This window comes from Hydrocarboniphaga sp. FW305-C-57, from assembly GCF_058783045.1.
This window is the reverse complement of the sequence record NZ_JBYSYG010000003.1, coordinates 266113-288937: the sequence shown is the minus strand read 5'-3', so window position 1 is coordinate 288937 and position 22825 is coordinate 266113. Positions and strand designations below refer to the sequence as shown.

Below are 22825 nucleotides of genomic sequence, written 5' to 3'. Positions count from 1 at the left end.
ATACTGAGTGGCGAGCACCAATGCGTCAAACTTCGGCCCGGTTGCCCTCGCGCTCGAGCCAGTCCTTGCGATCGCCCGCGCGCTTCTTGGCCAGCAGCATGTCGACCACGGTTTCGGCCGGGGTTTCGTCGAGCGAGAGCTGCACGAGCCGGCGCGTGTCCTTGGCCATGGTGGTTTCGCGCAGCTGCAGCGGGTTCATTTCGCCGAGCCCCTTGAAGCGCGTGACCGAAACCTTGGCGCGGTTGTTCTCGGCTTTCAGGCGATCGAGGATGCCGTTCTTCTCGGGCTCGTCGAGCGCGTAGAACACCTGCTTGCCGGCGTCGATGCGGAACAGCGGCGGCATTGCGATGTAGATGTGCCCGGCTTCGACGAGCGGCCGATAGTGCTTCAGGAACAGCGCGCACAGCAGCGTGGCGATGTGCAGGCCGTCGGAGTCGGCATCGGCGAGCACGCAGACCTTGCCGTAGCGCAGGCCGCTGATGTCGCTCGAACCCGGATCGACGCCGATGGCGACGCTGATGTCGTGAATCTCCTGGCTGCCGAGCGCTTCGCCGTGGTCGACTTCCCAGGTGTTCAGAATCTTGCCGCGCAGCGGCATGATCGCCTGCGTATCGCGGTCGCGCGCCTGCTTGGCGCTGCCGCCGGCCGAATCGCCTTCGACGAGGAACAGCTCGGTCTGGCGCAGATCGGTCGAGACGCAATCGGCAAGCTTGCCGGGCAGCGCCGGGCCGCTCGTGATCTTCTTGCGCACGACCTGCTTGGACTGCTTCATCCGCGCGGTCGCATTGGCGATGACGAGCTGGGCGATCTGTTCGCCCTCGTTAGGATGCTGGTTGAGCCAGAGGCTGAAACTGTCGTGCACGACGCCGCTGACGAACGCCGCGGTCTCGCGCGAGGACAGGCGCTCCTTGGTCTGGCCGGCGAACTGCGGGTCCTGCATCTTCACGCTGAGCACGTAGGAGCAGCCCTGCCAGGCATCGTCCGGCGTGAGCTTCAAACCGCGCGGCAGCAGGTTGCGGAACTCGCAGAATTCGCGAATCGCCTCGGTCAGGCCGGTGCGCAGGCCGTTGACGTGAGTGCCGCCCTGGGCGGTCGGAATCAGGTTGACGTAGGCCTCGGACACCGGCTCGCCGCCGCTGCTCAGCCAGAGCACGGCCCAGTCGGCTTCCTCGCGCTCGCCCTTGAAATGGCCCACGAAGGGTTCGGACGGCAGCGTCTCGGCTTCGGCGAGCGCGTCCTTGAGGTAATCGGTCAGGCCGTTTTCGTACTGCCAGACCTGCTGCTCCTTGTTGATCTGGTCGTCGAGCGAGACGCGCAGGTTCGGACACAGCACGGCCTTGGCGCGCAGCACCTGCTTGAGTCGCGGAATCGCGAACTTGGCGACGTCGAAATACTTGGCATCGGGCCAGAAGCGCACCGTCGTGCCCGAATGCGACTTCGGCACGCTGCCGATCGGTCGCAGCTCGGCGGACTTGTCGCCGTTGGCGAAGTCGATCTGGTACTCGGTGCCGCCGCGCTTGACGCGCACTTCGAGCTTGGTCGACAGCGCGTTGACCACCGACACGCCGACGCCGTGCAGGCCGCCCGAGAACTGGTACATCTTGTTGCTGAACTTGGCGCCCGAATGCAGCTTGGTCAGGATCAGCTCGACGCCCGAGACCTTGTGCTCCGGATGCATGTCTACGGGCATGCCGCGGCCGTCGTCGGAGACGCTCAGCGAGCCGTCCTCGTAGATCACCACGTCGACACGGCTGGCGTGGCCGGCCAGGGCTTCGTCGACCGAGTTGTCGATGACTTCCTGCGCCAGATGGTTCGGGCGCTGGGTGTCGGTGTACATGCCCGGGCGCTTGCGCACCGGGTCCAGGCCGGACAGCACTTCGATCTGTGCGGCGCCGTAAGTCGTATTGGAAGGAGCGGCCATTGATGCTTGGGAGTCGGATGCGAGAAGGCCGGTCGGCAAAGGCCGCCGGCTCGTTGGCCGCGACGGTAGCCGATGAACCCAGCCTCCGCAACCACGCTAGACTGGACGCCTCCTGACGCCAGCACTTCGCTCGCGATGCCGAAAAATACTGACAAATCAGGGCTCTTCAACGAAGAACCCAGCGCCCAGCCGGAGCCTTCCGTCGTCGCCGCGGCGGCGACCGACGAGGTCTCGCGTTTCGAGGACGCCCTTGGCGAGCTCGAAACCATCGTCGGCCAGATGGAGCGTGGCGACCTGAAGCTCGAAGAGTCGCTGCGCCTGTTCGAGCGCGGCGTCACGCTGACCCGCCAGTGCCGCCAGTCGCTCGAAACCGCCGAGCTCAAGGTGCGCAATCTGCTCGCCTCCGACGACAACAACGGCGCCAGCTGAGCCCCGCTTGAACACGAATTCCTTCGGCTCCCGCGTGGAAGCCTATCGGCAGCGTGTGGAAGCGGCCCTCGACCGCTGCATGCCGGCGCCCGGCACGTATCCGGCGCGGCTGCACGAGGCCATGCGCTATTCGACGCAGGGCGGCAAGCGCCTGCGCGCCCTGCTCGTCTACGCGGCCGGCGAAGTGCTCGCGCTCGATGCCGAGGCGCTCGATGCCCCGGCCTGCGCGCTCGAGCTGATCCACGCCTACTCGCTCGTGCACGACGACCTGCCGGCGATGGACGACGACGACCTGCGCCGCGGCCGCCCGACCACGCACAAGCAATACGACGAGGCCACCGCGATCCTCGTCGGCGACGGCCTGCAGGCGCTGGCCTTCGCAGTGCTCGCGCGCGAGGGCCAGCAGCTCGTCGCAGCCCAGCGCCTGCAGATGATCTCGACACTCGCGCGCGCCTCGGGATCGCGCGGCATGGTCGGCGGCCAGGCCGTCGACCTCGAATCCGAGCAGCGCTCGCTGACGCTCGCCGAGCTCGAATGCCTGCACATGCACAAGACCGGGGCGCTGATCCTCGCGAGCCTGATGATGGTCACGCAGGCCTCGGCCTTCGCCGACGTGGGCTGGTTCAACGCGCTCGAGCGCTACGGCCGGCTGATCGGTCTGGCCTACCAGATCCAGGACGACGTGCTCGACATCGAGGGCAGCTCGGCCGATCTGGGCAAGACCGCCGGCAAGGATGTTGCAGCGCACAAATCGACGTATCCTTCGCTGATGGGTCTCGACCAAGCCAAGCAGCGCGCCGCCCAGCTGTTCGACGAAGCGCGGACCGCCCTGGCGGTCTTCGGCGATCGGGCGGAGCCTCTGGTCTGGCTCGCGGACCACATCCAGGGCCGCAGGCACTGATGTCGCAGCCGATGCCACACAGGCGGGGGCAATGACGCGTCGGCCAACGGCCCCAGGCCCTGGCGACATGATCGGACCGCCCTCTTCCACCATAATGCTTTCAATACCTTATTCCACTTTCCAGCATGACTGACATCCCGGGATATTCGCTCTTGGGCGGCGTCAACAACCCCGCCGACCTGCGCAAGCTGCCCGCTGCCGAACTGCCGCATCTGGCCGTGGAACTGCGCCGCTTCCTGATCGAAACCCTCGGCCGCATCGGCGGCCACTTCGCCGCCAACCTCGGCACCGTCGAGCTCACGCTGGCCCTGCATCGCGTGCTCGACACCCCGCACGACCGCATCGTCTGGGACGTCGGCCATCAGTCGTATCCGCACAAGATCGTCACCGGCCGCCGTGCCCGCCTCGAAACCATCCGCAAGCTCGGCGGCCTAGCGCCGTTCAACCACCGCGCCGAGAGCGAGTACGACGCCTTCGGCGTCGGTCACAGCAGCACTGCGATCTCGGCTGCGGCCGGCATGGCCGCGGCGAGCCGCGTGCGCGGCGAGAAGCGTCGCGCGGTGGCGGTGATCGGCGACGGCGGCATGACCGGCGGCATGGCCTTCGAGGCGCTCAACCACGCCGGCCACGCCAACCTCGACATGCTCGTGATCTACAACGACAACGACATGTCGATCTCCGAGAACGTGGGCGGCCTGCGCGATCATTCCGCGCGTCTCGTGCAGAAGCTCGGCCTGGTCGCTCCGCATCTCGTGCGCCTGCCGCAGGACGGCGAAGACCACGTCGAAACCCATCTCGACAACCCGGGCGCGCTGTTCCGCACCTTCGGCTTCCACTACACCGGGCCGATCGACGGCCACGATCTCGAGGCGCTGACTTCGGCGCTCGAAAAGCTCAAGGACGCGCGCGGCCCGCAGCTGCTGCACGTCATCACGGTCAAGGGCAAGGGCTTCGAGCCCGCCGAGGCCGATCCGATCAAGTATCACGGCGTGACCCAGTTCGATCCGGTCACCGGTGCGTTCCCGGCCAAGCAGCCGGCCGGCGCGCCGAGCTACACGCAGGTGTTCGGTGACTGGCTCTGCGAGACCGCGGCTCGCGACGAGCGCGTCGTCGGCATCACCCCGGCGATGCGCGAGGGCTCGGGCCTCGTGGAGTTCGCCAAGCGCTTTCCGGATCGCTATTTCGACGTCGGCATCGCCGAGCAGCATGCGGTGACGTTCTCGGCGGGCCTGGCCTGCGAAGGCCTGAAGCCGGTCTGCGCGATCTACTCGACCTTCCTGCAACGCGGCTACGACCAGCTGGTCCACGACGTCGCGATCCAGAACCTGCCGGTGGTGTTCGCGATCGATCGCGGCGGCCTGGTCGGCGCCGACGGCGCGACGCATCACGGCGCCTTCGATCTGTCGTACCTGCGCTGCATTCCGAACCTCGTGATCATGGCCCCGAGCGACGAGAACGAATGCCGCCGCATGCTCGCGACGGGCATCGCCCACAGCGGGCCGAGCGCGGTGCGCTATCCGCGCGGCAACGGCAAGGGCTTGCCGAAGGAAGCCGAGCCGAAACCGCTCGCGATCGGCAAGGGCCGCCTCGTGCGCGAAGCCAAGGGCCGCCGGCTGCCGCGCGTCGCCCTGCTCGCTTTCGGCTGCATGGTCGAGAACGCGCTGCGCGTCGCCGACATTCTCGATGCGACGGTCACCGACATGCGCTTCGTCAAGCCGATCGACGCCGAACTCGTGCTCGAACTCGCCAACGAGAGCGACCTGCTCGTGACGATCGAGGACAACGCACGCATGGGCGGCGCCGGCAGCGCGGTCAATGAAGTGCTCGTCGCCCAGCATCACAAGGGACAGGTGCTCAACCTCGGCCTGCCCGATCACTTCATCGAGCACGGCACGCGCGAGGAATTGCTGGCCCAGTGCGGACTCGACGACGCCGGCATCCTGCGCGCGATCCAGAAGCGCCTGCGCGCTCGTGATCTCGACGAGAGCAACAAGGCGCGCCAGGCCTGAAGACCCGGCGTCTCGGTCATTCCCGCGAAGGCGGGAATCCACTTCGACTCAGCAAAAGCCTGGATTGCTGCCTTCGCGGGAATGACAGCAAAAAACGAAAAAAGCCAGCGCATGCTGGCCTTTTTCGTTACTGCGCGATGCTTGCTCAGTAGTTGATCTGCAGCTGGAACCGCAGCAGATCGCCATCGACCACGTTGTACGGCGCGCTGCCGACGTTGGTACGCTCCATGTGCGCGTAGGCGGCGACGAGTTCGAGCTCCGGACGGATCTGCCATTCGATACCGGCTTCCACTTCGTCGACCTTCATCTTCGGCGCGTTGGTGTCGAACTTGGACGCGCCGTCATAGGTCTGGCCCTTGATGTACGGGAAGAAGACGCCGTGCTCCTTGGTGTCGAGCTTGTACATCGCCTGCAGGTAGCCGCCGCTCAGCGAGCGCACGCGCACTTGCTGCGCCTCGATGTCGAGTTCCGGCCCGCGACCGATCGTCCACTCGCCCTGCAGGCCGAAAGGCTGCGGATAGACGATGAAGTGCGCGGCCACGCGCTGGTCCTTGAAGCCGTGCTGGCGCGTATCGGTGGCCGGCGTGAAGCTGCTGCCGTCGACCGTGATCGAGCCGGTGCCGATCTTGAAATAGCCCGTGTAGGCGTCGACGCCGAGTTCCACGATCTGGCCGTTGGCGAACTCGAACGGATAGGTGGCGTGAGCCACGGTGTGGAAGCTGTCGTTGCCTTCGGCGCGGTTGGCGCCCTGGCCGTTGTAGACGCCCAGGCCGAACATGCCGTAGTCGCCCGAGCCCTTGAGGCCGTCGCGGATCAGGTGGCGATAGCGTTCGCCGACCGCCTTGGGCGTGTAATAGAAGAACGCGCCGAGGTCGCGCTCGTCGCGCACCGCGGAGTTCAGCGCATCGGCGCGATCGAGCGTCAGGCGGTTCTGGCTCGACTGCATGTTTTCCCAGCCGTACGGCACTTTCGACTGGCCGACGCGCACGCGATATTCGCGATCCTTGTCGAAATACAGGTCGGCGTAGATGTCGCGCAGCTGCGCGAAGTTGCCGGTGCTCGAGCCGGACGGCGTGCTCGCGAAATCGGGCTGGATGTAGATCGACACATGGTCGGAAACGTCGCCGCTGAGCACCACGCGCGCGCGGCGGATGCCGAGGCTCTGGTTGTCGCCGATGAAGCGATCACCCGGGGCGCGCAGCTCCTGCGAATCACCGGACAGCGGCTCGTCGAGGCGAATCTGCGTGTAGCCGCGCAGCGAGAGCTTCTCGAACCACTTCTTGTCGCTGGGCGTCTTCGGCTGCGGCGAGGCCACCGTGGCCGGAGCCGGAGCGGGTGGCGGCGGCGGCAGCTGCACCTTGTCCTCGACCTGCTTGAAGGTACCGAGCTTGACGCGATCCGGCCCCGGTTCGGAGTAGATCTGCCGCGTGTTCTTGTCGACGTAGAGATCGAGATTTTCTGCGTTCACCTCGATCGGTGACAGGCTGCTCAGCACAAGGGCGGCGGCGAGAGGCGTTTTCTTCATTCGGTCACAAAACTCGGTCGGATATGACAGCTCTGTTAAGGCGCCGGACCGAGCCTCGACGGCTCTTTGCAGCTGTGGCGGCGCGATTTCCCTGTTTCGCGCACGCGAAGCCGGGAATTCGGGCCGCAAGTTACGCAGGCCTGATTTCGAATTGATGAAAAATCGATGACAGTTTTATTACACGACCGAGCTCTGTAATACGGCTCGTCGACGCCGGATGCCGCGGTGCTGCGGAATCGGCTACGGCTTGTCGAACCAGCGCAGCTGGTCACGCAGGCTCACCACGCTGCCGACGATGGTCAGCGCAGGCCCCTGCACCTGCGCGGCCTGCACCTCGGCCGCGAGCGTGGCTAGCGTGGCCGCGATGACGCGCTGGTTCGCCGAGGTGCCCTGCTCGACCACGGCGGCCGGCCAGTCGGCCGGCAGGCCGTGCTCGATGAGCGCCTGGCAGAGCTCCGGCAGCGAATTGAGCCCCATGTAGATGACCACGGTTTGCCCTGGACGCGCGAGTGCGTCCCAGTGCAAGGCCAGCTTGCCGTCGGCGCGCTGATGGCCGGTCACGAAGATGCAGGCCTGCGCATGATCGCGGTGCGTGAGCGGAATGCCCGCATAGGCCGCGCAGCCGTTGGCCGCGGTGATGCCCGGCACGACCTGGAACGGAACGCCGGCCGCCGCGAGTTCCTGGATCTCCTCGCCGCCGCGCCCGAACACGAACGGATCGCCGCCCTTGAGCCTCAGCACGCGCTTGCCCTCGAGCGCCAGCCGCACGAGCTCGCTGTTGATCTGCTCCTGCGGCAGCGTGTGACGCGCACGCCGCTTGCCGACGTAGATGCGCTCGGCGTCGCGGCGCACGAGATCGAGGATCGAATCGGGCAGCAGGGCGTCGTAGAGCACGACGTCGCACTGCTGCATGAGCCGCAGCGCGCGAAACGTCAGCAGATCCGGATCGCCCGGGCCGGCGCCGACCAGGTAAACCTCGCCGCGCACGGACTCGCCGTCGATGAGCTTCTGCAACTCGGCGTCGGCGGCGGCTTCGGCCGCGCCGGACAGCAGCGCCTCGGCTCCGGGCGAATCGAGGAAGCGCTCCCACAGCCCGCGCCGCTGCGCTTGCGCGAGCGCCTGCTGCACGCGCTCGCGCCGGGCACCCATGAAGCGCGCGAGCCGGCCGTAAGCGGCCGGCAGCAGGGTTTCGAGCTTTTCGCGCAGACGGCGGCCGAGCACCGGCGCCTGGCCTTCGGTGCCGATGGCGATGACGACCGGCCAGCGATCGACGATCGACGGCGTGACGAAGCTGCTGGCCTGCGGATCGTCGACGGCGTTGACCGGAATGCCGCGCGCATCGGCCTCGGCGGCGACGCGGCGGTTGAGCTCGGCGTCGTCGGTCGCGGCGATCACGAGCGCGCAGCCGTCGAGCTGGGAGGCATCGAATTCAGCGGCGAGGTGGCGGATCGCCTGCGCCTGGCTCAGCGCGTGCAGTTCCTCGTTGATCTCACGCGCGACGACCTCGATGCGCGCCTGCGAACGCGACAGCAGCCGGACCTTGCGCGCCGCCACTTCCCCACCACCGACGACAAGCACGCGGCGACCGGCGACGCGGAAGAACAGCGGGAAGAAGGACCATTTGCCGTCAGGGGTCATGGTGGGTTCGGTGAGCGAGATTCAATGACGGACAGGCCTCGAGCCGTTCCTCTCTCCCGCTAGCGGGAGAGAATCCCGCCGAAGGCGGGGAGAGAGGGTTCGTCCGAAAAGTGAACGCACTTTGCGAGCTTTCCCTCTCCCGGTCCTTCGGACCACCCTCTCCCGCAAGCGGGAGAGGGGACCAACAAAGCTACAGCCTTTACAACCCCAGATTCAGCCCCGGCGGCAGCTGCATGCCGCCCGTGACGGCCGCCATCTTCTCCTTGCTGATCGCGTCGATCTTCTGCGAGGCGTCGTTGATCGCCGCGGCGATCAGGTCTTCGAGGAATTCCTTGTCTTCCTGCAAGGCGGCCGGGGCGATCTCGACCTTGCGCGCCTGGTGCTTGCCGTCGAGCGTGACCTTGACCATGCCGGCGCCGGATTCGCCGGTGGCTTCGAGCTTGGCGACTTCGTCCTGCGCGCGCTTGATGTTGTCCTGCACCTGCTGCGCCTGGCGCATGAGCTGGCCTAGCGGACCTTTCATGGTTCAACTCCTCAAGGATTCAAAAGATGGATGACGAAAGCCGGATGGCTTTCAGGAATCGAGCGGCTGGATCGAGCCCGGACGCACGCTGGCTCCGAACTGCTCGCGAAACGCGCGCACCACCGGATCGGTCTCGATGGCCACCTGCGCGGCCTTGACCTTCTCGACCGCGCGCCGCGCATCGAGCTCGGCCGGGCTGATGCCCGCGGACGACTCGGGCGCCGGCTCGTCGGCCATGCGCAGCTGGATGCGCAGTTCGATGCGCTCGCCGTAGGCACGCGAGAGCGCCGCCTCGAGCGCGGCGCGGCGCGCCTCGACGAGCAGGAACGCCGCGTCGGGCGACAGGTACAGCAACACGCGATTGTCCTCGCGAGACACCCATGCGCACTGGCGCGCGAGCTGGCGCGCGGCGCCTTCGAGGCCGAGCTGCTCGTGCAGTTCGGCCCACGGAAGATTCGACAAGTCGACGGCCGGCGCAGAGGACTCGCGCTCGGGCGCCGCCCCGATCGGAGCCGAGGCCATTTCGGCCGGCGCACCGCGCAGGCCGCCACCCGCACCGGCGGCCGGCACCGGACGCGCACCACCGGCCGGAGCCTTCGGCGCCGCGCCGCCCGCCTCGTCGGGCTTGAACGCGAGCATGCGCAGCAGGCTCATTTCGAAGCCCAGGCGCGGATCGGGCGCCCACGGCAGATCGCGACGGCCGTTGACCGCGATCTGGTACCAGAGCTGCACGTCCTCGACCGTCATCTCGCCGGCGAGCGCGACGATGTCGGCATCGTCGTCGTCATCGCGCGCATCGGGCAGCAGCTGCAGCACGGCGATGCGCTGCAGGCTCGCGGCGACGTCGTTGAGCAGCGAGGCGTAGTCGGGCGATTGCGATTCGAGTTTCCTGAGCGCGGCGAGCATCAGCGCGCCGTCGGATTGCGCGAGCGCCTGCAGCAGCTCGACGAGCATCTGCCGCGAACCCGTGCCGAGCATTTCGGCCACCGGCTCGCGCTTGAGCGCTTCACCGCCTGCAAACGCGATCGCCTGGTCGAGCAGCGACAGGCCATCGCGCATCGAGCCATCGGCCGAGCGCGCGATCTCTGTCGCCGCCGCGATCTCGTAGCCGACACCTTCGTTGTCGAGCACCTTGGCGAGCTGGTCGCGAATCACCACGATCGGCAGGCGCTTCAAATTGAATTGCAGGCAGCGCGACAGCACGGTGATCGGCAGCTTCTGCGGATCGGTGGTGGCGAGGATGAACTTGACGTGCGACGGCGGCTCCTCGAGCGTCTTGAGCAGCGCGTTGAAAGCGCTCTTCGACAGCATGTGGACTTCGTCGATCAGGTAGACCTTGTAGCGTCCGCGCGCCGGCGAGTACTGGCTGTTGTCGATCAGCTCGCGCACGTTGTCGACGCCGGTGTTCGAGGCGGCGTCGATTTCGAGCAGGTCGACGAAGCGGCCGCCGTCGACTTCCTTGCAGGCGCTGCAAATGCCGCAGGGCTGCGAGGACACGCCGGTTTCGCAGTTGAGGCCCTTGGCGATGATGCGCGCGAGCGTGGTCTTGCCGACGCCGCGCGTGCCCGTCAGCAGAATGGCCGGATGCAGCTTGTCGCCATCGAGCGCATGCGACAGCGCCTTGACCACATGCCCCTGCCCCATCACGTCGGCGAAGACGCGCGGGCGCCATTTACGGGCGAGTGCGAGATAGCTCATGTGATTTCGTTGGAAGCGTGAAGCCGGCGGCGCCGACCGGAGCGCGATTGTCGGCGATGCCGCCGGACGAGGCCAGCCCGGCCCGCACCGGAGCTACTTGGAAGCCGGGCGCTTGAGCTGGTGCTCGCCGATCCCGGGCAGCATCACGAGCAGGGAGCCGTCCTTAACGAGCTGCATCGCCCCCTCGCCGATCGGCGCTCCATCGTCGGCGGTGCGCAGCACGATGACCCAGCCGCCGTTGTGCGGCTGGAACAGCACGTCGAGCTTGCTCGATTCGGCCTGCGTCCGGCCGCTCGCATCGAGCGGCGTGATGGTGATCTGCTCGGCCGAGAAGTCCCAGCCGATCGCGCCGTTGTCGCCCTGCTCGACCCATTTGCCGAGCACTTCCTTCGGCGCGACCGCGGCCGACGCAGCGAAGCCGGCGCAAGCCAGCAACAGGCCCAGCATGGAAGCGAAACGACGCATGTCTGCGAACTCAGTTCAAAGGTGACTGCAGCGAGTGGAAGCCAATCTGCTTGCGCGCATGCGGCTTCACGGCCACTTCCGCCTCAAGCATCTTCTTGAGTTCGGCGCCGTTGCCGAGTTCCCCCAGAAGCTTCGCACGATTGCGCACCACCGCGTAGTCGCCCGGCGTCAGCGCATCGATTTCGCGGATGCCGGCCGGTGCCTCGATATCGAAGTAATGGCGGAACGCGAGTTCGCGCTGGGCGGGCTTGAGGAAATCGAACTTCACCTTGAACGAGAACCGCCGCAGCGCGGCCTCGTCGAGATGGCCCATCAGATTGGTGATGCAGGCGAACGGCAGCTCGTGGCTCTCCATCCAGGTCAGCATTTCGTTGACCTGGCTGATCTCCCAGCCCTGGCTCGCATGGCGACGGTCGCCAAGCAGCGAATCGGCCTCGTCGAAGACCAGGAAGGCGCCGGCGTCGCGCGCTTCGGCGAACGCGGCGGCGATGTTGCGCTCGTTCTCGCCGACCCATTTGCTGAGCAGGTCCGATGCGCGCTTCTGGATCACTTCCAGGCCCATCTCGCGCGCGAGCCAGCGCACGTAGGCGCTCTTGCCGGTGCCCGGCGGGCCGTAGAGGCACAGCGAGAACGCGCGCGTATCGAGCCCGGACAGGCGCGTCGCGAGATTGGCCAGGTCGAGGTCGGCGTTGATCAGCTGCGGCTCGTAGGCGACCGCATTCTTCGGCCGCGGCGGTGCCTCCGCTCCGCGCATGACCTTGGCGATCGAGGTCACCGCGCGGCGGATTTCGCGAGAGCCGCCGCCGGTCAGGCGCGCCGAGCGCACCGCGCCGGCCGCGATCGCGGGCGCGGTGTCGAAATCCTCGGCCAGACGTCGGATTTCCTCGCGCGGAATCTCGACGTGCTCGCGCTCGAGCAGGCGCGCCCAGACGCGCTCGCGCACGCGCGCCGGCGGCACCTTCATCTCGATCGCGAAGGTCATGCGACGCAGCACCGACGGGCCGAGCGCGGACGGATCGTTGACCGTCCACAGCGTCGGCACGCGCGATTCCTCGAACAGCTTGTGCATGAACACGCGCGAGCCGTAGCCGCCCGGGCGCTCGGCGAGGAATTCGTCGTGGCCTTCGGCGCGCAGCAAATCCTCGGCCTCGTCGAACAGCAGCAGGGCGTCGGTCTGGTTTTCGAGCAGCTTCTGCGACAGCCGGAAAGACCCCACGCGCTCGTCGCGCGAAGGCTCCTGGCCACGCTCGTCGGCCATCCCGACGCCGTAGAGCTTCAGGCCGAGCTTGGCCGCGAGCGTCTTGCAGAACTCGGTCTTGCCGGTGCCCGGCGCGCCATAGAGCAGGATGTGGATGCCGTGCTCCTGCAGGCTCGCCGCGCGCGACAGGATGTTGCCGGCCAGGTCGCGGTCTTCGCGCAGGTGCTCGTAGTCCTCCCACTCGAGGCTGTGCAGCAGCGGATCGCCGAGCAGGGCCGCGCGCACGTCGGACAGCGGCTCGGCCTGCGCCTGCAGGAATCTCGTCAAAGCAGGCAGCGGCTGGCAGTCGGAGCGGTAATCGATCGTGAACAGGCCCGAGCCGAGCAGCCGGCCGCGAGGCGACATGGCGTCGAGCAGTTCGCCACGCGTGAGGCCCAGCAGGGTCGCGAGCACGCCCATGACGGTCGAATCGCCGGCGCGGATCTCGTCGAGCTCAAGCGTTTCGAACAGGTCCTCGAACAGCGGCGAGACCTTGGCACGCACGAGCGCACCCATCAGCACGTGCTCCTGCTCGGAGAGCTGCAGCAGCTCGCCGACCGCGCGCAGGTTCAGCTCGAGCACCGAGGGTTCGGCCGACTCGCGCGCGGCCACGGCCGTGCGCAGGGCCTCGACGATGATGTCGTTGGTGATCGTGCGGTTCTCGTCGCCGAGATCGACTTCGAGATGCTCGGCCTCGTCGAGCACGAAGCGCGTATAGCCGTCCTGCGCCCAGCGGTAGCGGTCGACGCGGACCGAGAAATTGCTGAGCCAGCTCAACAGCAGCCGCTGCTCGAAGACTTCCATCATGGCACTGCCTTATGACGACGGGGCGAGACTGAAAATGTGGCCGAAGCCGGCGCTTCCAAGTACAGCCTGGCGAACCCAGTGCTCTGCGAGCCGATGTGACGATTAATCAAACAAGATTCCACAATGAAGCCAAAATAAACATCACTGCAGCATCAACACCTTGCGTGTCGAAAAAACTGCGTCCGCCGAATCGCGCTCGATGCGGCCCGATTCGGACAGCGAATGAAGAAGGCCCGCGCCAGCTGACTCCGGCGCCCGGTGCACCGCTACCGTTGCTCCCTTCCGGGCCTGGCGGGGTTCACGGCTTGCCGTCGCGGAGGGCCGGCGCGGACCAGCGGCCATTATCGCCGAAATCGATGGCTCAGGTGCCGAAAAAATGCGATCAGCCCCGAATCGGGCAGATATTCGCCGCTCGAAGTGCCAGGCCTCAGCCCTTGGCGGCACGCGCTGCCTGTTGCTCGACCAGCGTCAGGGCGACGCGATCGCGCAGGTAGGCTGGGGCGAGTTCATCCGCGCCGAGAACGTCGCCATTCGCGAAAGCCGGTAGCGCAAGCTTGAGCGCGGCGGCCGCGTGCGGCAGCGCCTGGCCGTCGATCGTGGCCGGTTCGATCTTCAAGCCTTGCTTCAACAAGGCCTCGTAAGTGCCCCAGCCGGTTCCGGCTGCGGCCCAGGCGCCGGCCGCCAGATCGGCCTCGATGGCGCCCGGCGGCGCGACCCGATCCGCGAGCAGCGTCCGGGCCAGACCCTCCGCCCCGCGCTCGTAGGCGCCCCAGTAGACCTCGCTCATGCGCGCATCGATGCAGGCAATCACGCGCTCGGCGCCGGCCTCGATCGCGCCCTGGGCGAGCATCGCGAGCGAGCTCACGCCGACCACGGGCCGGTCGAGCGCGAGCGCCAGGCCTTTGACGAAGCCGACCGCGATGCGCACGCCCGCGAAGCTGCCCGGTCCGATTCCCGCGACGAGCCCGTCGAGCTGGGCCGGCCGGGTGCCGGTGTCGGCGAGCAGCTGCTGAACCAGCGGCAGCAGGCGCTCGGTGTGCGTTCGCCCGGCGACTTCGTAGCGCTCGACCGCCTCGCCTTCGAGCCAGAGGGCGACGGAGCAGGCTTCGGTGGCGGTATCGACGGCGAGCAGGCGCATGGAAAGATCGGAAATTGGTCGCTAATCGGAAGGCTGAGCGGCGGAAAGGCTAATCGCTTTGCGTCCGCGATTCCTGGCTCACCATTACCCGCTCCCTGCTGCTCAAAGCGTCGACGCCCAGTCCAGAGCCTCGTCGCGATTCACGCGCGGCATCGGCGGCAGGGCTTCGAGCACCTTGCGGCCGTAGGGCTTGCCGCGCAGGCGCGGGTCGCCGATCACGAGCAGGCCGCGGTCGCCGGCGTCGCGGATCAGCCGGCCGGCGCCCTGGCGCAGCATCATCACGGCATCGGGCAACTGGTAGTCGAAGAACGGGTTGCCTCCGGCCTTGCGGATCGCGGCCAGGCGCGCCTCGAACACCGGGTCGCCCGGGGCCGCGAACGGCAGCCGGTCGATCAGCACCAGGCGCAGCGCCCTGCCCTTGACGTCGACGCCCTCCCAGAAGCTCGCGGTGCCGACGAGCACGCCGTCGCCGTCGGCCGTGAAGCGCTCGAGCAGGCGGGCGCGGTCGTCCTCGCCCTGCACGTAGAGGTTCTGGGCGAGCTTGTCGCGCAAAGTCTGCGCGACCTGCTTGAGCGCCCGGTGGCTCGTGCAGAGCACGAAGGCGCCGCCGCGCGCGGCCTCGATGATCGGCACGACGGCCTCGATGAAACGCGCGGTGTAATCGGGTGCGTTCGGCTCGGGCAGGTCGGCCGGCAGGTACAGGCGCGCCTGCTCGGCGTAGTCGAACGGGCTGTCGAGCGCGAGCGTCTGCGCGCGCTCGAGCCCGAGCTGGCGCTGGAAGTGGCCGAAATCACCGGCCGCCGACAAGGTCGCCGACGTGAAGATCCAGGCGCCGGCATGGGTCAGGCGCAGCTTCTCGAAGCTTTCGGCGACCTCGATCGGGGTTTGGTGGAAGCTGCCGCCGCGACCGCGCGCCTCGATCCAGCGCACGCGGCCTTCGAGTGCCTCGGGCGCGGTCAGCAGGGCCCAACGCTCGTAGGCCGCCGCGGCGCGCTCGAACACGCCCGACAGCGCGGGCGAGCGCTCTTCGTAGGCGCGCACGGTCTGGCGGAATTCGAACAGGCGCTCCTCGGTGGTCTCGATGAGCTTGGGCACCATCGGCCGGGCGACGAAATCCTCGAGCTTGAGCCGGCCGTTGATCATCGCGAAGGCCGCTTCGAGCGATTGCACGGTGTCGGCCAGCGCTTCGCTCGCGGAGACCAGATCGGGCAGGTCGCCCCACTCGTCCGCCTCGTTCTGCGCATCGGTGGCAAGGTCGCGCAGCTGGCGCGTCGACACGCGCACGCCGAAGAACTGCGTCGCGAGTTCGGGCAACTGATGTGCCTCGTCGACGACCACGGCATCCGAGCCCGGCAAAATCTCGCCGAAGCCCTCGTCCTTGAGCAGAAAGTCCGCGAACAGCAGATGGTGATTGACGACGACGAGGTCGGCCGCGAGCGCCGCGCGGCGCGCCTTGACGACGAAGCACTCGGCGAAATCCGGGCATTTGGCGCCCAGGCAGTTGTCGGCCGTCGAGCTCACGCGCGCATGCAGCGGATCGTCCTCGGGCAGATCGCCGAATTCGGACAGCTCGCCCGAATCGGTGGTCTTGGCCCAGGCGCGCAGGCGATTCAGGCGGTCGTCGTAGCGCCAGCCGGGCGTCTGCATGGCGCGCGTCGTGCGCTGGATGCAGAAGTAGTTCGAGCGGCCCTTGAGCAGCGCGGTGCGCGCCGGAATCTTGAGTGCGGACAGCAGCCGCGGCAGGTCGCGACGATAGAGCTGGTCCTGCAGGTTCTTGGTGCCGGTCGACACCACCACGCGACGGCCCGCGACGAGCGCCGGAACCAGGTAGGCGTAGGTCTTGCCGGTGCCGGTGCCGGCTTCGACGATCAGGGTTTCGGCGTTGTCGATGACGCCGGCGACCGCTCGCGCCATCTCGCGTTGCGGTCCGCGCGAGACGAAACCCGGCAGACCGCGCGCGAGTACGCCGTCGTCGCCGAACCAGTCATCGACCTCGTCCACTGCCGGCGTCTCAGCTGCCGATCAGGTTGCGCTGAATCTCGTCGAGTCGGCTTTGCGCCTGCAAGGCGCCGATGGCATCGCCCTGGGCCTGGCGGGCCTCGGTGATGATCTTCCAGTTCTCGAGTTCCACGTAGACGTTGCCGCGCGCGAGGCTGTTGGACTTCAGCGCGATGCTCTCGGCGTTGTCGTAGAGCTTCTTGTCGAGGTAATTGCGGGCCAGCGCGGACCAGACGAAGTAGTTGCGCGGCTCGATGCGCACGGCGCGTTCGAGCGCCCCGCTGGCCTGGTCGTACTTGCCGGCCGCGCGCGCCTGGCTGGCCTGCTTCATGAGCGAGACCACGGCCCCGCCACTGATGTCGGCCGCGCTCTTGGGGTAGCTCGGCTTCGGCGGCGGCGCCATGGCGGTCTGGTCGCCCGGCACGATCGGGACCGGCTGCTGGGGCTGCTGCGGAGCGGTCGGCTGCTGTGGCGCCGGATAGACCGTGCCGACCGGCGGCTGCGGCTGGGTACTGCCGCCCGGATAGCCGGTACGCTCGCCGGTGCTGCTCGCGCAGCCGACCAGTACGAGCAGGCCCAGCGCGGCAAGCGCCGGTCCGGCCGGGAAGGAAAACCGTTGCATCCTCATTCGAAAATCTCGCGCAACCATTGCAGGGGCTGGGACTCGGCGGACCGCGCGCAGGGCGCCCAGCTGGCCGGAGCGTAACCCCGCAAGTAGGGCAGCATCAGGCGGCTCTGGCAACCCTCGTCGGCCTTCAGGCCCGTGACGGTGTCGACCATCTGCTCCTCGACGTCGGGCGGCGGGATCAGATCCAGCGAACGCACGTTGAGGCTGCTGATGAGGTCGGTCCAGATCGGCAGGGCGCCGGTGGCGCCCGACAGGCCCATGGGCTTGTAGTCGTCGCGGCCGACCCAGATCACGCCGACGCGGTCGCCCGCGAAACCGGCGAACCAGGAATCGCGCAGGTCGTCGGTAGTGCCAGTCTTGCCGGCCAGCACGATGTTGCCCGGGATCTTGCTGTAGGCCGAGCGGCCGGTGCCGAGGCGCATGACCTGGGTCATCGCCCAGTTGATCAGGTAGACCGGCCCTTCGGACAGCGTCTGCTTGACCCGGATCGGATAGCGGTTGAGCGGCTCGCCTTCCTTGGTCGTGACCTCGCGGATCGAGGACAGCGGGCTCTGGAAGCCGTTGGCCGCGAGCGTGCCGTACATCTGCGCGACCTCGATCGGGGCAATGTCGACCGCGCCGAGGAACATCGACGGCACCAGCCCGGTGTTGCCCGTGTAGCCGGCCTGCTTGAGCGTCTGCAGCACGTTCTTCTCGCCGACTTCGAGGCCCAGGCGCACGGTCGGCAGGTTGTACGACTGGGCCAGCGCCATGTAGAGCGGCTGCGGACCGTGCAGCTTCTTGTCGTAGTTGCCGGGCGACCAGATCTGCTTGTTCGGCAGGCGCAGGGAGATCGGCTCGTCCTCGAGATAGGTATGCAGGTTGAAGCGGTCGCCCTGCTCGAGGGCCGTCAGATACACGAAGGGCTTGACCAGCGAGCCGATCGAGCGCCGCGAATCGAGCGCCCGGTTGAAGCCGGCGTAGCGCGTGTCGCGGCCGCCGACCACGGCGAGCACGTCGCCGCCGTCCACGCTCGTGACGACGCCGGCCGACTCGAGCGTGCCGGCGGGCAGCTTCCTGGATTTCTCGAGCGTCGCCAGGCCCTGGCCGATGCTGCGCTCGAGCTCTTCCTGCGCGCGCGGCTCCAGCGTCGTGAAGATGCGCAGGCCTTCGTCGGTCAGGTCGGACTCGGCGTACTGGCCGCGCAGCTGGCGCTTGACGAGGTCGACGAAGGCCGGATAGCGCTCGACGCCGCCCTTGCCGTTGCCGGCCAGGCTCAGCGGCCGCGCGATCGCCGATTCCATCTCGGCGTCGCTGATGAGCCCTTCGTCGCGGAATACGTGCAGCACGAGGTCGCGCCGCTCCTTGGCGCGCTTGGCGTTGCGCCGCGGGTTGTAGAACGAGGCGCCCTTGACCACGCCGACGAGCAGGGCGATCTCGTGGTCGCGCAGCTCGCCGAGCGGCTTGTTGAAGTAGAAGTAGCTCGCCAGGCCGAAGCCGTGGATCGCCCGGTTGCCGTCCTGGCCGAGGTAGATCTCGTTGATGTAGGCCTCGAGGATCTCGTCCTTCGGGTAATGCCGCTCGAGCAGCACCGACATCAGCACTTCGTTGATCTTGCGCGTCCAGCTGCGTTCGAGCGTCAGGAAGAAGTTGCGCACGAGCTGCTGGGTGATCGTGCTCGCGCCCTGCACCGTGTGGCCGGCGCGCAGGTTCACGAACATGGCGCGCAGCACGCCCTTGATGCTGATGCCGAAGTGGTCGTAGAAGCTCTTATCCTCGACCGCCAGCAGGCCGTCGCGCAGCAGCTTGGGCACCTCGTCGAGCTTGACGAGCACGCGGTCCTCGCCCTGCTGCGGATAGATGCTGCCGATCAGCATCGGGTCCATGCGCACGATGTCGCGCGGCTCCTTGGTATCGAGGTCGAGCACGTCGGAGACGCCGTCCTCGGACAGTTTCACGCTGATGCGGCTCTCGGGGCGGGGGCCGTCCCAGAAGTGAAAGGAGCGGATGTAGATGTCGGCCGCGGACTTGCTCAGCGAGAAGGTGCCGGGCCCGTCGAGGTTCTCGGTCGAGCGGTAGCCGAGGCGCTCGAGCTCGTGCCGCAGCGCCCCGCCGGTGATGCGCTGCCCCGCGTAGAGTTCCAGCGGAGCCGCGTAGACCTGGGCCGGCAAGGCCCAGCGCACGCCGGCGAAACGCGTGCGGATGTCCTTGTCGAGCTTGACGATGGTGAACGAGAACGCCACCAGAGCGACGCTGCCCGCGATGAGCAGCACCGCGAGCAGGCCGAGCCAGACCTGCCGCGGAATGAGGGGCGATTGTTTTCGAGTAGGAGGCGCCATGGAGCGGCCCCATCATACCGGCTTGGCCTGCCGAAATAACCGGATGCCAGCTGAACGCCGCCGAATTTGCGCAGCCGGGCCTCTCTAGCCGCCGCGGACTTCCTTCTCCATCTGCTCGATCGAGACGTGGCGGACATCCTTGCCCTTGACGAAGTAGATCACGTACTCGGCGATGTTCTTGGCGTGGTCGCCGATGCGCTCGAGCGCGCGCACGGCCCAGATCAGGTCGATCACCCGGCCGATCGTGCGCGGCTCCTCCATCATGTAGGTGATGCACTGGCGCAGCAGGGCTTCGTACTCGCGGTCGATCACCGCGTCCTCGCGCACCACGGCCAGCGCGGCATCGGCGTCCATGCGCGCGAAGGCGTCGAGCGCGTTGCGGACCATGCTCGAGACCTGGCGCGCCAGATGCTGCGTCTCGACCATGTTCTCGTACATGCGCTCCTGCGTGGACAGCTCGTGCGCCATCTTGGCGATCTTGTGCGACTCGTCGCCGATGCGCTCCAGATCGGTGATGGTCTTGATCACCGCGTGCACCAGGCGCAGGTCGCTGGCCGTCGGCTGGCGGCGCGCGAGGATGCGCGAGCACTCGTCGTCGATATAGACCTCGAGCTGGTCGACCTTGTCGTCGGCCCGGAACACCGATTCGGCGAGCTCGGCGTCGAGATCGAACAGCGCGCGCGTCGCATCGACGATCTGCTGTTCGACGAGCCCGCCCATCGCCAGCACGCGCTGGCGCACGTCTTCGAGCTCGGCGTTGAACTGGCTGGAGATGTGGGACTTGTAGCCGGGGGTGGTCATGGTGAGTCCTGTTTGATCGATTAGCTTTCGCCATCCATGGCGCAACTTCGGTGCCTATCGGATAACCCTGCCGGCCATCCCTGGCCGGGCGTTCGCCGGGACGGATTGCCAATGGCAATCCGTCCATTTCCGGCTCACCCATACCGTCCGGTGATGTAATCCTCGGTCTGCTTCTTGCTCGGCTTGGTGAACAGCTGGTCGGTGTTGCCGAACTCGATCAGATCGCCCACGTACATGAAAGCCGTGTAATCGGAAACGCGCGCGGCCTGCTGCATGTTGTGGGTGACGATGACGATCGTGTACTTGTGCTTGAGCTCGTTGATGAGCTCCTCGACCTTCAGCGTCGAGATCGGATCGAGCGCCGAGCAGGGTTCGTCGAGCAGGATCACGTCCGGGTGGATCGCGATCGCACGCGCGATCACCAGGCGCTGCTGCTGGCCGCCCGAAAGACCGAGCGCGGAATCATCGAGGCGATCCTTGACCTCATCCCAGAGCGCGGCGCCCTTGAGTGCCCATTCGACGGTCTCGTCGATGACGCGCTTCTTGTTGATGCCGGCCAGGCGCAGGCCGTAAGCCACGTTCTCGTAGATCGACTTCGGGAACGGGTTGGGCTTCTGGAACACCATGCCGACGCGACGACGCAGCATGGCGATGTCGACGTCGCGATCGTAGATGTTCTTGCCGTCGAGCTTGAGCTGGCCCTCGACGCGGCAGCCGTCGACGAGATCGTTCATGCGGTTGAAGCAGCGCAGCAGCGTCGACTTGCCGCAACCGGACGGGCCGATGAAGGCCGTCACCTTGTTGCGCGCGATCTTCATGTTGATGCCGTGCAGCGCGTGCTTGGCGCCGTAGTAGAGATCGAGCTTATCCACCTCGAGCGCGATCGTTTCGTTCTCGATGCGGCTGGCCGCGGGAATGCGGTCCAGCGACGAGATGTCGATGCCGTGATTCAAACGCGTCTTGTCTTGCACGCCGGTCATGGGTTTGTTGTCCAAAGTGAATCCCTTTTAAACGGTCACGGGCGGCTTGTCGAAGTCTGGGGAAACTCCGAGGAAGCGTCGCGAGGAGCGCAGCAGCTTCATCGGGGTTTCCTAGCCTTCGAGCGCCTTGTACCGCTCTCGTAGCCTGTTGCGAATGCTGATGGCGGACAGATTGAGCGCCAGGATCACCAGCACGAGCAGGAATGCGGTTGCGTAAACGAGCGGCCGCGCCGCCTCGACGTTCGGCGACTGGAAGCCGACGTCGTAGATGTGGAAGCCCAGGTGCATGAACTTGCGCTCCAGGTGCACGAAGGGTGTATCGCCGTCGAGTGGCAGCGAGGGCGCGAGCTTGACCACGCCGACGAGCATCAGCGGGGCGACTTCGCCGGCCGCGCGCGCGATCGCGAGAATCAGGCCGGTCATCATCGCCGGCGAGGCCATCGGCAGCACCACGCGCCAGAGCGTTTCGGCCTTGGTGGCACCCAATGCGAGTGAGGCTTCGCGCACCGAGCGCGGAATGCGCGCGAGGCCTTCTTCGGTGGCGACGATGACGACCGGCAAGGTCAGCAGCGCGAGCGTCAGCGAAGACCACAGAATGCCCGGCGTACCGAAGGTCGGTGCCGGCAGCGATTCGGCGTAGAACGCGCGGTCGATTGCAGATCCGACGAAGTAGACGAAGAAGCCCAGGCCGAACATGCCGTAGACGATCGACGGCACGCCCGCGAGATTGTTGACCGCGATGCGGATGCTTTGCGTGACGAAGCCCTGCTTGGCGTATTCGCGCAGATACAGCGCGGCGAGCACGCCGAACGGCATCACGATGATCGACATGATGATGACCATCATCACGGTGCCGAAGATGGCCGGGAAGATGCCGCCTTCGGTGTTCGCCTCGCGCGGATCCTCGCTGACGAATTCACCGATCTTACGGAAGAAGAACATCGTCTTGGCGAACACGCCCATGTCGTTCGGGCGATAGCCGTCGAGCACCTTGGCGAGCGGCAGCCTGACCTCGCTGCCGTCGACGGTCCTGATGATCAGCGTGTCGCGCGCGAGCTGCTGCTTGAGCTGGTCGAGCTCGACGCGCAGCTTTTCGTAGCTCGCCTGCTCGTGCTTGCGCTGCTCCTCGATCTCGGCGTAGTAGGCCGCGGCGTTCTCGCGCGTGCGGCCCTTGAGCTGCAGCCGGCGCTCGTCGAGGCGCAGCTGTTCGAGCGCGTAGTTGATGCTGCTGATCTCGCCCTTTTCGATGTCGCGGATCTGCCCGCGCAGATCGTCGGCGCGGTCCAGCCGCTCGTCGAACGCCGCCCAGGCCGTCGAGGCATCGGCGACGCGCTTGCCGTTCTCTTCGACGCCTTCGAGAAAACCGTGGAAATTGCCCCACTCCACGCGCTCGAACACGCCGGCGCTCTCGGGCGTGCTGCGCTCGACGAACCAGTCCGACAGCAGATAGCGGAAGTCGGCTCCATAGACATCGCGATTCGCCACCTTGACGAGCAGGCGCTCGTGCAGCGGCTTGTCGTCGGTGATCTGCATGCCCGCGCCCTTGAGGCGCTCGCTCGTCACTTCCTCCATGCTGCGGATTTCGACGAGCAGCGGAACCGGTTCTTCGCCGACGGCCTGATAGCGGCCCTGCACGAGATCGGCCGGCCAGAAATGCGGCAGGCCGCGCGTCGCGGTGAGGATCAGCAGCGACAAGGTGATGATGAAGGCGAAGGCGATGGCGGCCGCCGTCACCCACACGTAGGGCGCGCCCGAGCGCACGTAGGCGCCGACGCCGCGCGTGTCCTGCGCGACGAGGGTCTTGGGCAT

The 22825-nt window shown here is 67.1% G+C and carries 17 protein-coding genes and 1 other RNA gene; 3 read left to right on the top strand and 15 right to left on the bottom strand.

Going from position 1 to position 22825, the window contains the following annotated elements; translation table 11 throughout:
• Positions 1–25: 25 nt before the first annotated feature.
• Positions 26–1921 (bottom strand): DNA topoisomerase IV subunit B, encoded by a 1896-nt coding sequence (parE, locus tag AC3WUM_RS08645; RefSeq protein WP_492409815.1) that lies wholly within the window; start codon positions 1919–1921, stop codon positions 26–28.
• A gap of 135 nt (positions 1922–2056) precedes the next feature.
• Between parE and AC3WUM_RS08640 the strand changes: the two genes are divergently transcribed.
• The 3 genes from AC3WUM_RS08640 to dxs all read left to right on the top strand — a co-directional run bounded on the left by AC3WUM_RS08640 (position 2057) and on the right by dxs (position 5260).
• The gene (locus AC3WUM_RS08640; protein WP_492409814.1) at positions 2057–2350 is read left to right on the top strand and encodes an exodeoxyribonuclease VII small subunit; all 294 of its coding nucleotides are present in this window, start codon (positions 2057–2059) and stop codon (positions 2348–2350) included.
• 7 nt (positions 2351–2357) lie between these two features.
• On the top strand, positions 2358–3251 hold the full coding sequence (locus AC3WUM_RS08635) for a polyprenyl synthetase family protein (RefSeq protein WP_492409813.1): 894 nt from the start codon (positions 2358–2360) through the stop codon (positions 3249–3251).
• Between the two features lie 125 nt (positions 3252–3376).
• The gene (dxs, locus tag AC3WUM_RS08630) at positions 3377–5260 is read left to right on the top strand and encodes a 1-deoxy-D-xylulose-5-phosphate synthase (RefSeq protein ID WP_492409812.1); all 1884 of its coding nucleotides are present in this window, start codon (positions 3377–3379) and stop codon (positions 5258–5260) included.
• 145 nt (positions 5261–5405) lie between these two features.
• Here the strand turns inward: dxs and AC3WUM_RS08625 are convergent, their stop codons facing one another.
• From AC3WUM_RS08625 to pstA, 14 genes are all read right to left on the bottom strand, one after another.
• Positions 5406–6785, bottom strand: a complete 1380-nt coding sequence (locus AC3WUM_RS08625) for a porin (protein ID WP_492409810.1) — start codon at positions 6783–6785, stop codon at positions 5406–5408.
• 240 nt (positions 6786–7025) lie between these two features.
• Positions 7026–8423 (bottom strand): siroheme synthase CysG, encoded by a 1398-nt coding sequence (gene cysG, locus AC3WUM_RS08620; RefSeq protein WP_492409808.1) that lies wholly within the window; start codon positions 8421–8423, stop codon positions 7026–7028.
• Between the two features lie 199 nt (positions 8424–8622).
• The gene (locus AC3WUM_RS08615; RefSeq protein WP_492409807.1) at positions 8623–8946 is read right to left on the bottom strand and encodes a YbaB/EbfC family nucleoid-associated protein; all 324 of its coding nucleotides are present in this window, start codon (positions 8944–8946) and stop codon (positions 8623–8625) included.
• Between the two features lie 51 nt (positions 8947–8997).
• On the bottom strand, positions 8998–10644 hold the full coding sequence (gene dnaX, locus AC3WUM_RS08610; RefSeq protein ID WP_492409806.1) for a DNA polymerase III subunit gamma/tau: 1647 nt from the start codon (positions 10642–10644) through the stop codon (positions 8998–9000).
• Between the two features lie 93 nt (positions 10645–10737).
• The gene (locus AC3WUM_RS08605; RefSeq protein WP_492409805.1) at positions 10738–11109 is read right to left on the bottom strand and encodes a hypothetical protein; all 372 of its coding nucleotides are present in this window, start codon (positions 11107–11109) and stop codon (positions 10738–10740) included.
• A gap of 10 nt (positions 11110–11119) precedes the next feature.
• Positions 11120–13153, bottom strand: coding sequence for an AAA family ATPase (locus AC3WUM_RS08600; RefSeq protein ID WP_492409804.1), 2034 nt, complete (start codon positions 13151–13153; stop codon positions 11120–11122).
• A gap of 238 nt (positions 13154–13391) precedes the next feature.
• An RNA gene (ffs, locus tag AC3WUM_RS08595) (signal recognition particle sRNA small type) lies at positions 13392–13481 on the bottom strand.
• A 99-nt stretch (positions 13482–13580) separates the two neighbouring features.
• Entirely contained in the window at positions 13581–14291 is a 711-nt protein-coding gene (gene tsaB / locus AC3WUM_RS08590; RefSeq protein ID WP_492409803.1) for a tRNA (adenosine(37)-N6)-threonylcarbamoyltransferase complex dimerization subunit type 1 TsaB, read from the bottom strand.
• Positions 14292–14393: 102 nt separating this feature from the next.
• A complete protein-coding gene (gene yoaA / locus AC3WUM_RS08585) occupies positions 14394–16292 on the bottom strand; it encodes a DNA repair helicase YoaA (protein ID WP_492409802.1) in 1899 nt (632 codons plus the stop codon).
• Positions 16293–16302: 10 nt separating this feature from the next.
• A complete protein-coding gene (locus tag AC3WUM_RS08580) occupies positions 16303–16911 on the bottom strand; it encodes a tetratricopeptide repeat protein (RefSeq protein ID WP_492409801.1) in 609 nt (202 codons plus the stop codon).
• Between the two features lie 2 nt (positions 16912–16913).
• Positions 16914–19235, bottom strand: a complete 2322-nt coding sequence (gene mrcB, locus AC3WUM_RS08575) for a penicillin-binding protein 1B (protein ID WP_492409800.1) — start codon at positions 19233–19235, stop codon at positions 16914–16916.
• An 84-nt stretch (positions 19236–19319) separates the two neighbouring features.
• Positions 19320–20036 carry a phosphate signaling complex protein PhoU gene (gene phoU, locus AC3WUM_RS08570; RefSeq protein ID WP_492409799.1) on the bottom strand — a complete coding sequence of 239 codons (717 nt, stop codon included), beginning with the start codon at positions 20034–20036 and terminating at the stop codon, positions 19320–19322.
• A gap of 134 nt (positions 20037–20170) precedes the next feature.
• Positions 20171–21007 (bottom strand): phosphate ABC transporter ATP-binding protein PstB, encoded by an 837-nt coding sequence (gene pstB, locus AC3WUM_RS08565; protein ID WP_492409997.1) that lies wholly within the window; start codon positions 21005–21007, stop codon positions 20171–20173.
• Between the two features lie 120 nt (positions 21008–21127).
• Entirely contained in the window at positions 21128–22825 is a 1698-nt protein-coding gene (pstA, locus tag AC3WUM_RS08560) for a phosphate ABC transporter permease PstA (RefSeq protein ID WP_492409996.1), read from the bottom strand.

Excerpts from the sequence above, each read along its gene's own strand:
- parE (WP_492409815.1), bottom strand. The coding sequence starts at position 1,921 with ATGGCCGCTCCTTCCAATACGACTTACGGCGCCGCACAGATCGAAGTG.
- AC3WUM_RS08640 (WP_492409814.1), top strand. The coding sequence starts at position 2,057 with ATGCCGAAAAATACTGACAAATCAGGGCTCTTCAACGAAGAACCCAGC.
- dxs (WP_492409812.1), top strand. The coding sequence starts at position 3,377 with ATGACTGACATCCCGGGATATTCGCTCTTGGGCGGCGTCAACAACCCC.
- AC3WUM_RS08625 (WP_492409810.1), bottom strand. The coding sequence starts at position 6,785 with ATGAAGAAAACGCCTCTCGCCGCCGCCCTTGTGCTGAGCAGCCTGTCA.
- cysG (WP_492409808.1), bottom strand. The coding sequence starts at position 8,423 with ATGACCCCTGACGGCAAATGGTCCTTCTTCCCGCTGTTCTTCCGCGTC.
- AC3WUM_RS08615 (WP_492409807.1), bottom strand. The coding sequence starts at position 8,946 with ATGAAAGGTCCGCTAGGCCAGCTCATGCGCCAGGCGCAGCAGGTGCAG.
- dnaX (WP_492409806.1), bottom strand. The coding sequence starts at position 10,644 with ATGAGCTATCTCGCACTCGCCCGTAAATGGCGCCCGCGCGTCTTCGCC.
- AC3WUM_RS08605 (WP_492409805.1), bottom strand. The coding sequence starts at position 11,109 with ATGCGTCGTTTCGCTTCCATGCTGGGCCTGTTGCTGGCTTGCGCCGGC.
- AC3WUM_RS08600 (WP_492409804.1), bottom strand. The coding sequence starts at position 13,153 with ATGATGGAAGTCTTCGAGCAGCGGCTGCTGTTGAGCTGGCTCAGCAAT.
- tsaB (WP_492409803.1), bottom strand. The coding sequence starts at position 14,291 with ATGCGCCTGCTCGCCGTCGATACCGCCACCGAAGCCTGCTCCGTCGCC.
- AC3WUM_RS08580 (WP_492409801.1), bottom strand. The coding sequence starts at position 16,911 with ATGCAACGGTTTTCCTTCCCGGCCGGACCGGCGCTTGCCGCGCTGGGC.
- mrcB (WP_492409800.1), bottom strand. The coding sequence starts at position 19,235 with ATGGCGCCTCCTACTCGAAAACAATCGCCCCTCATTCCGCGGCAGGTC.
- phoU (WP_492409799.1), bottom strand. The coding sequence starts at position 20,036 with ATGACCACCCCCGGCTACAAGTCCCACATCTCCAGCCAGTTCAACGCC.
- pstA (WP_492409996.1), bottom strand. The coding sequence starts at position 22,825 with ATGCCCAAGACCCTCGTCGCGCAGGACACGCGCGGCGTCGGCGCCTAC.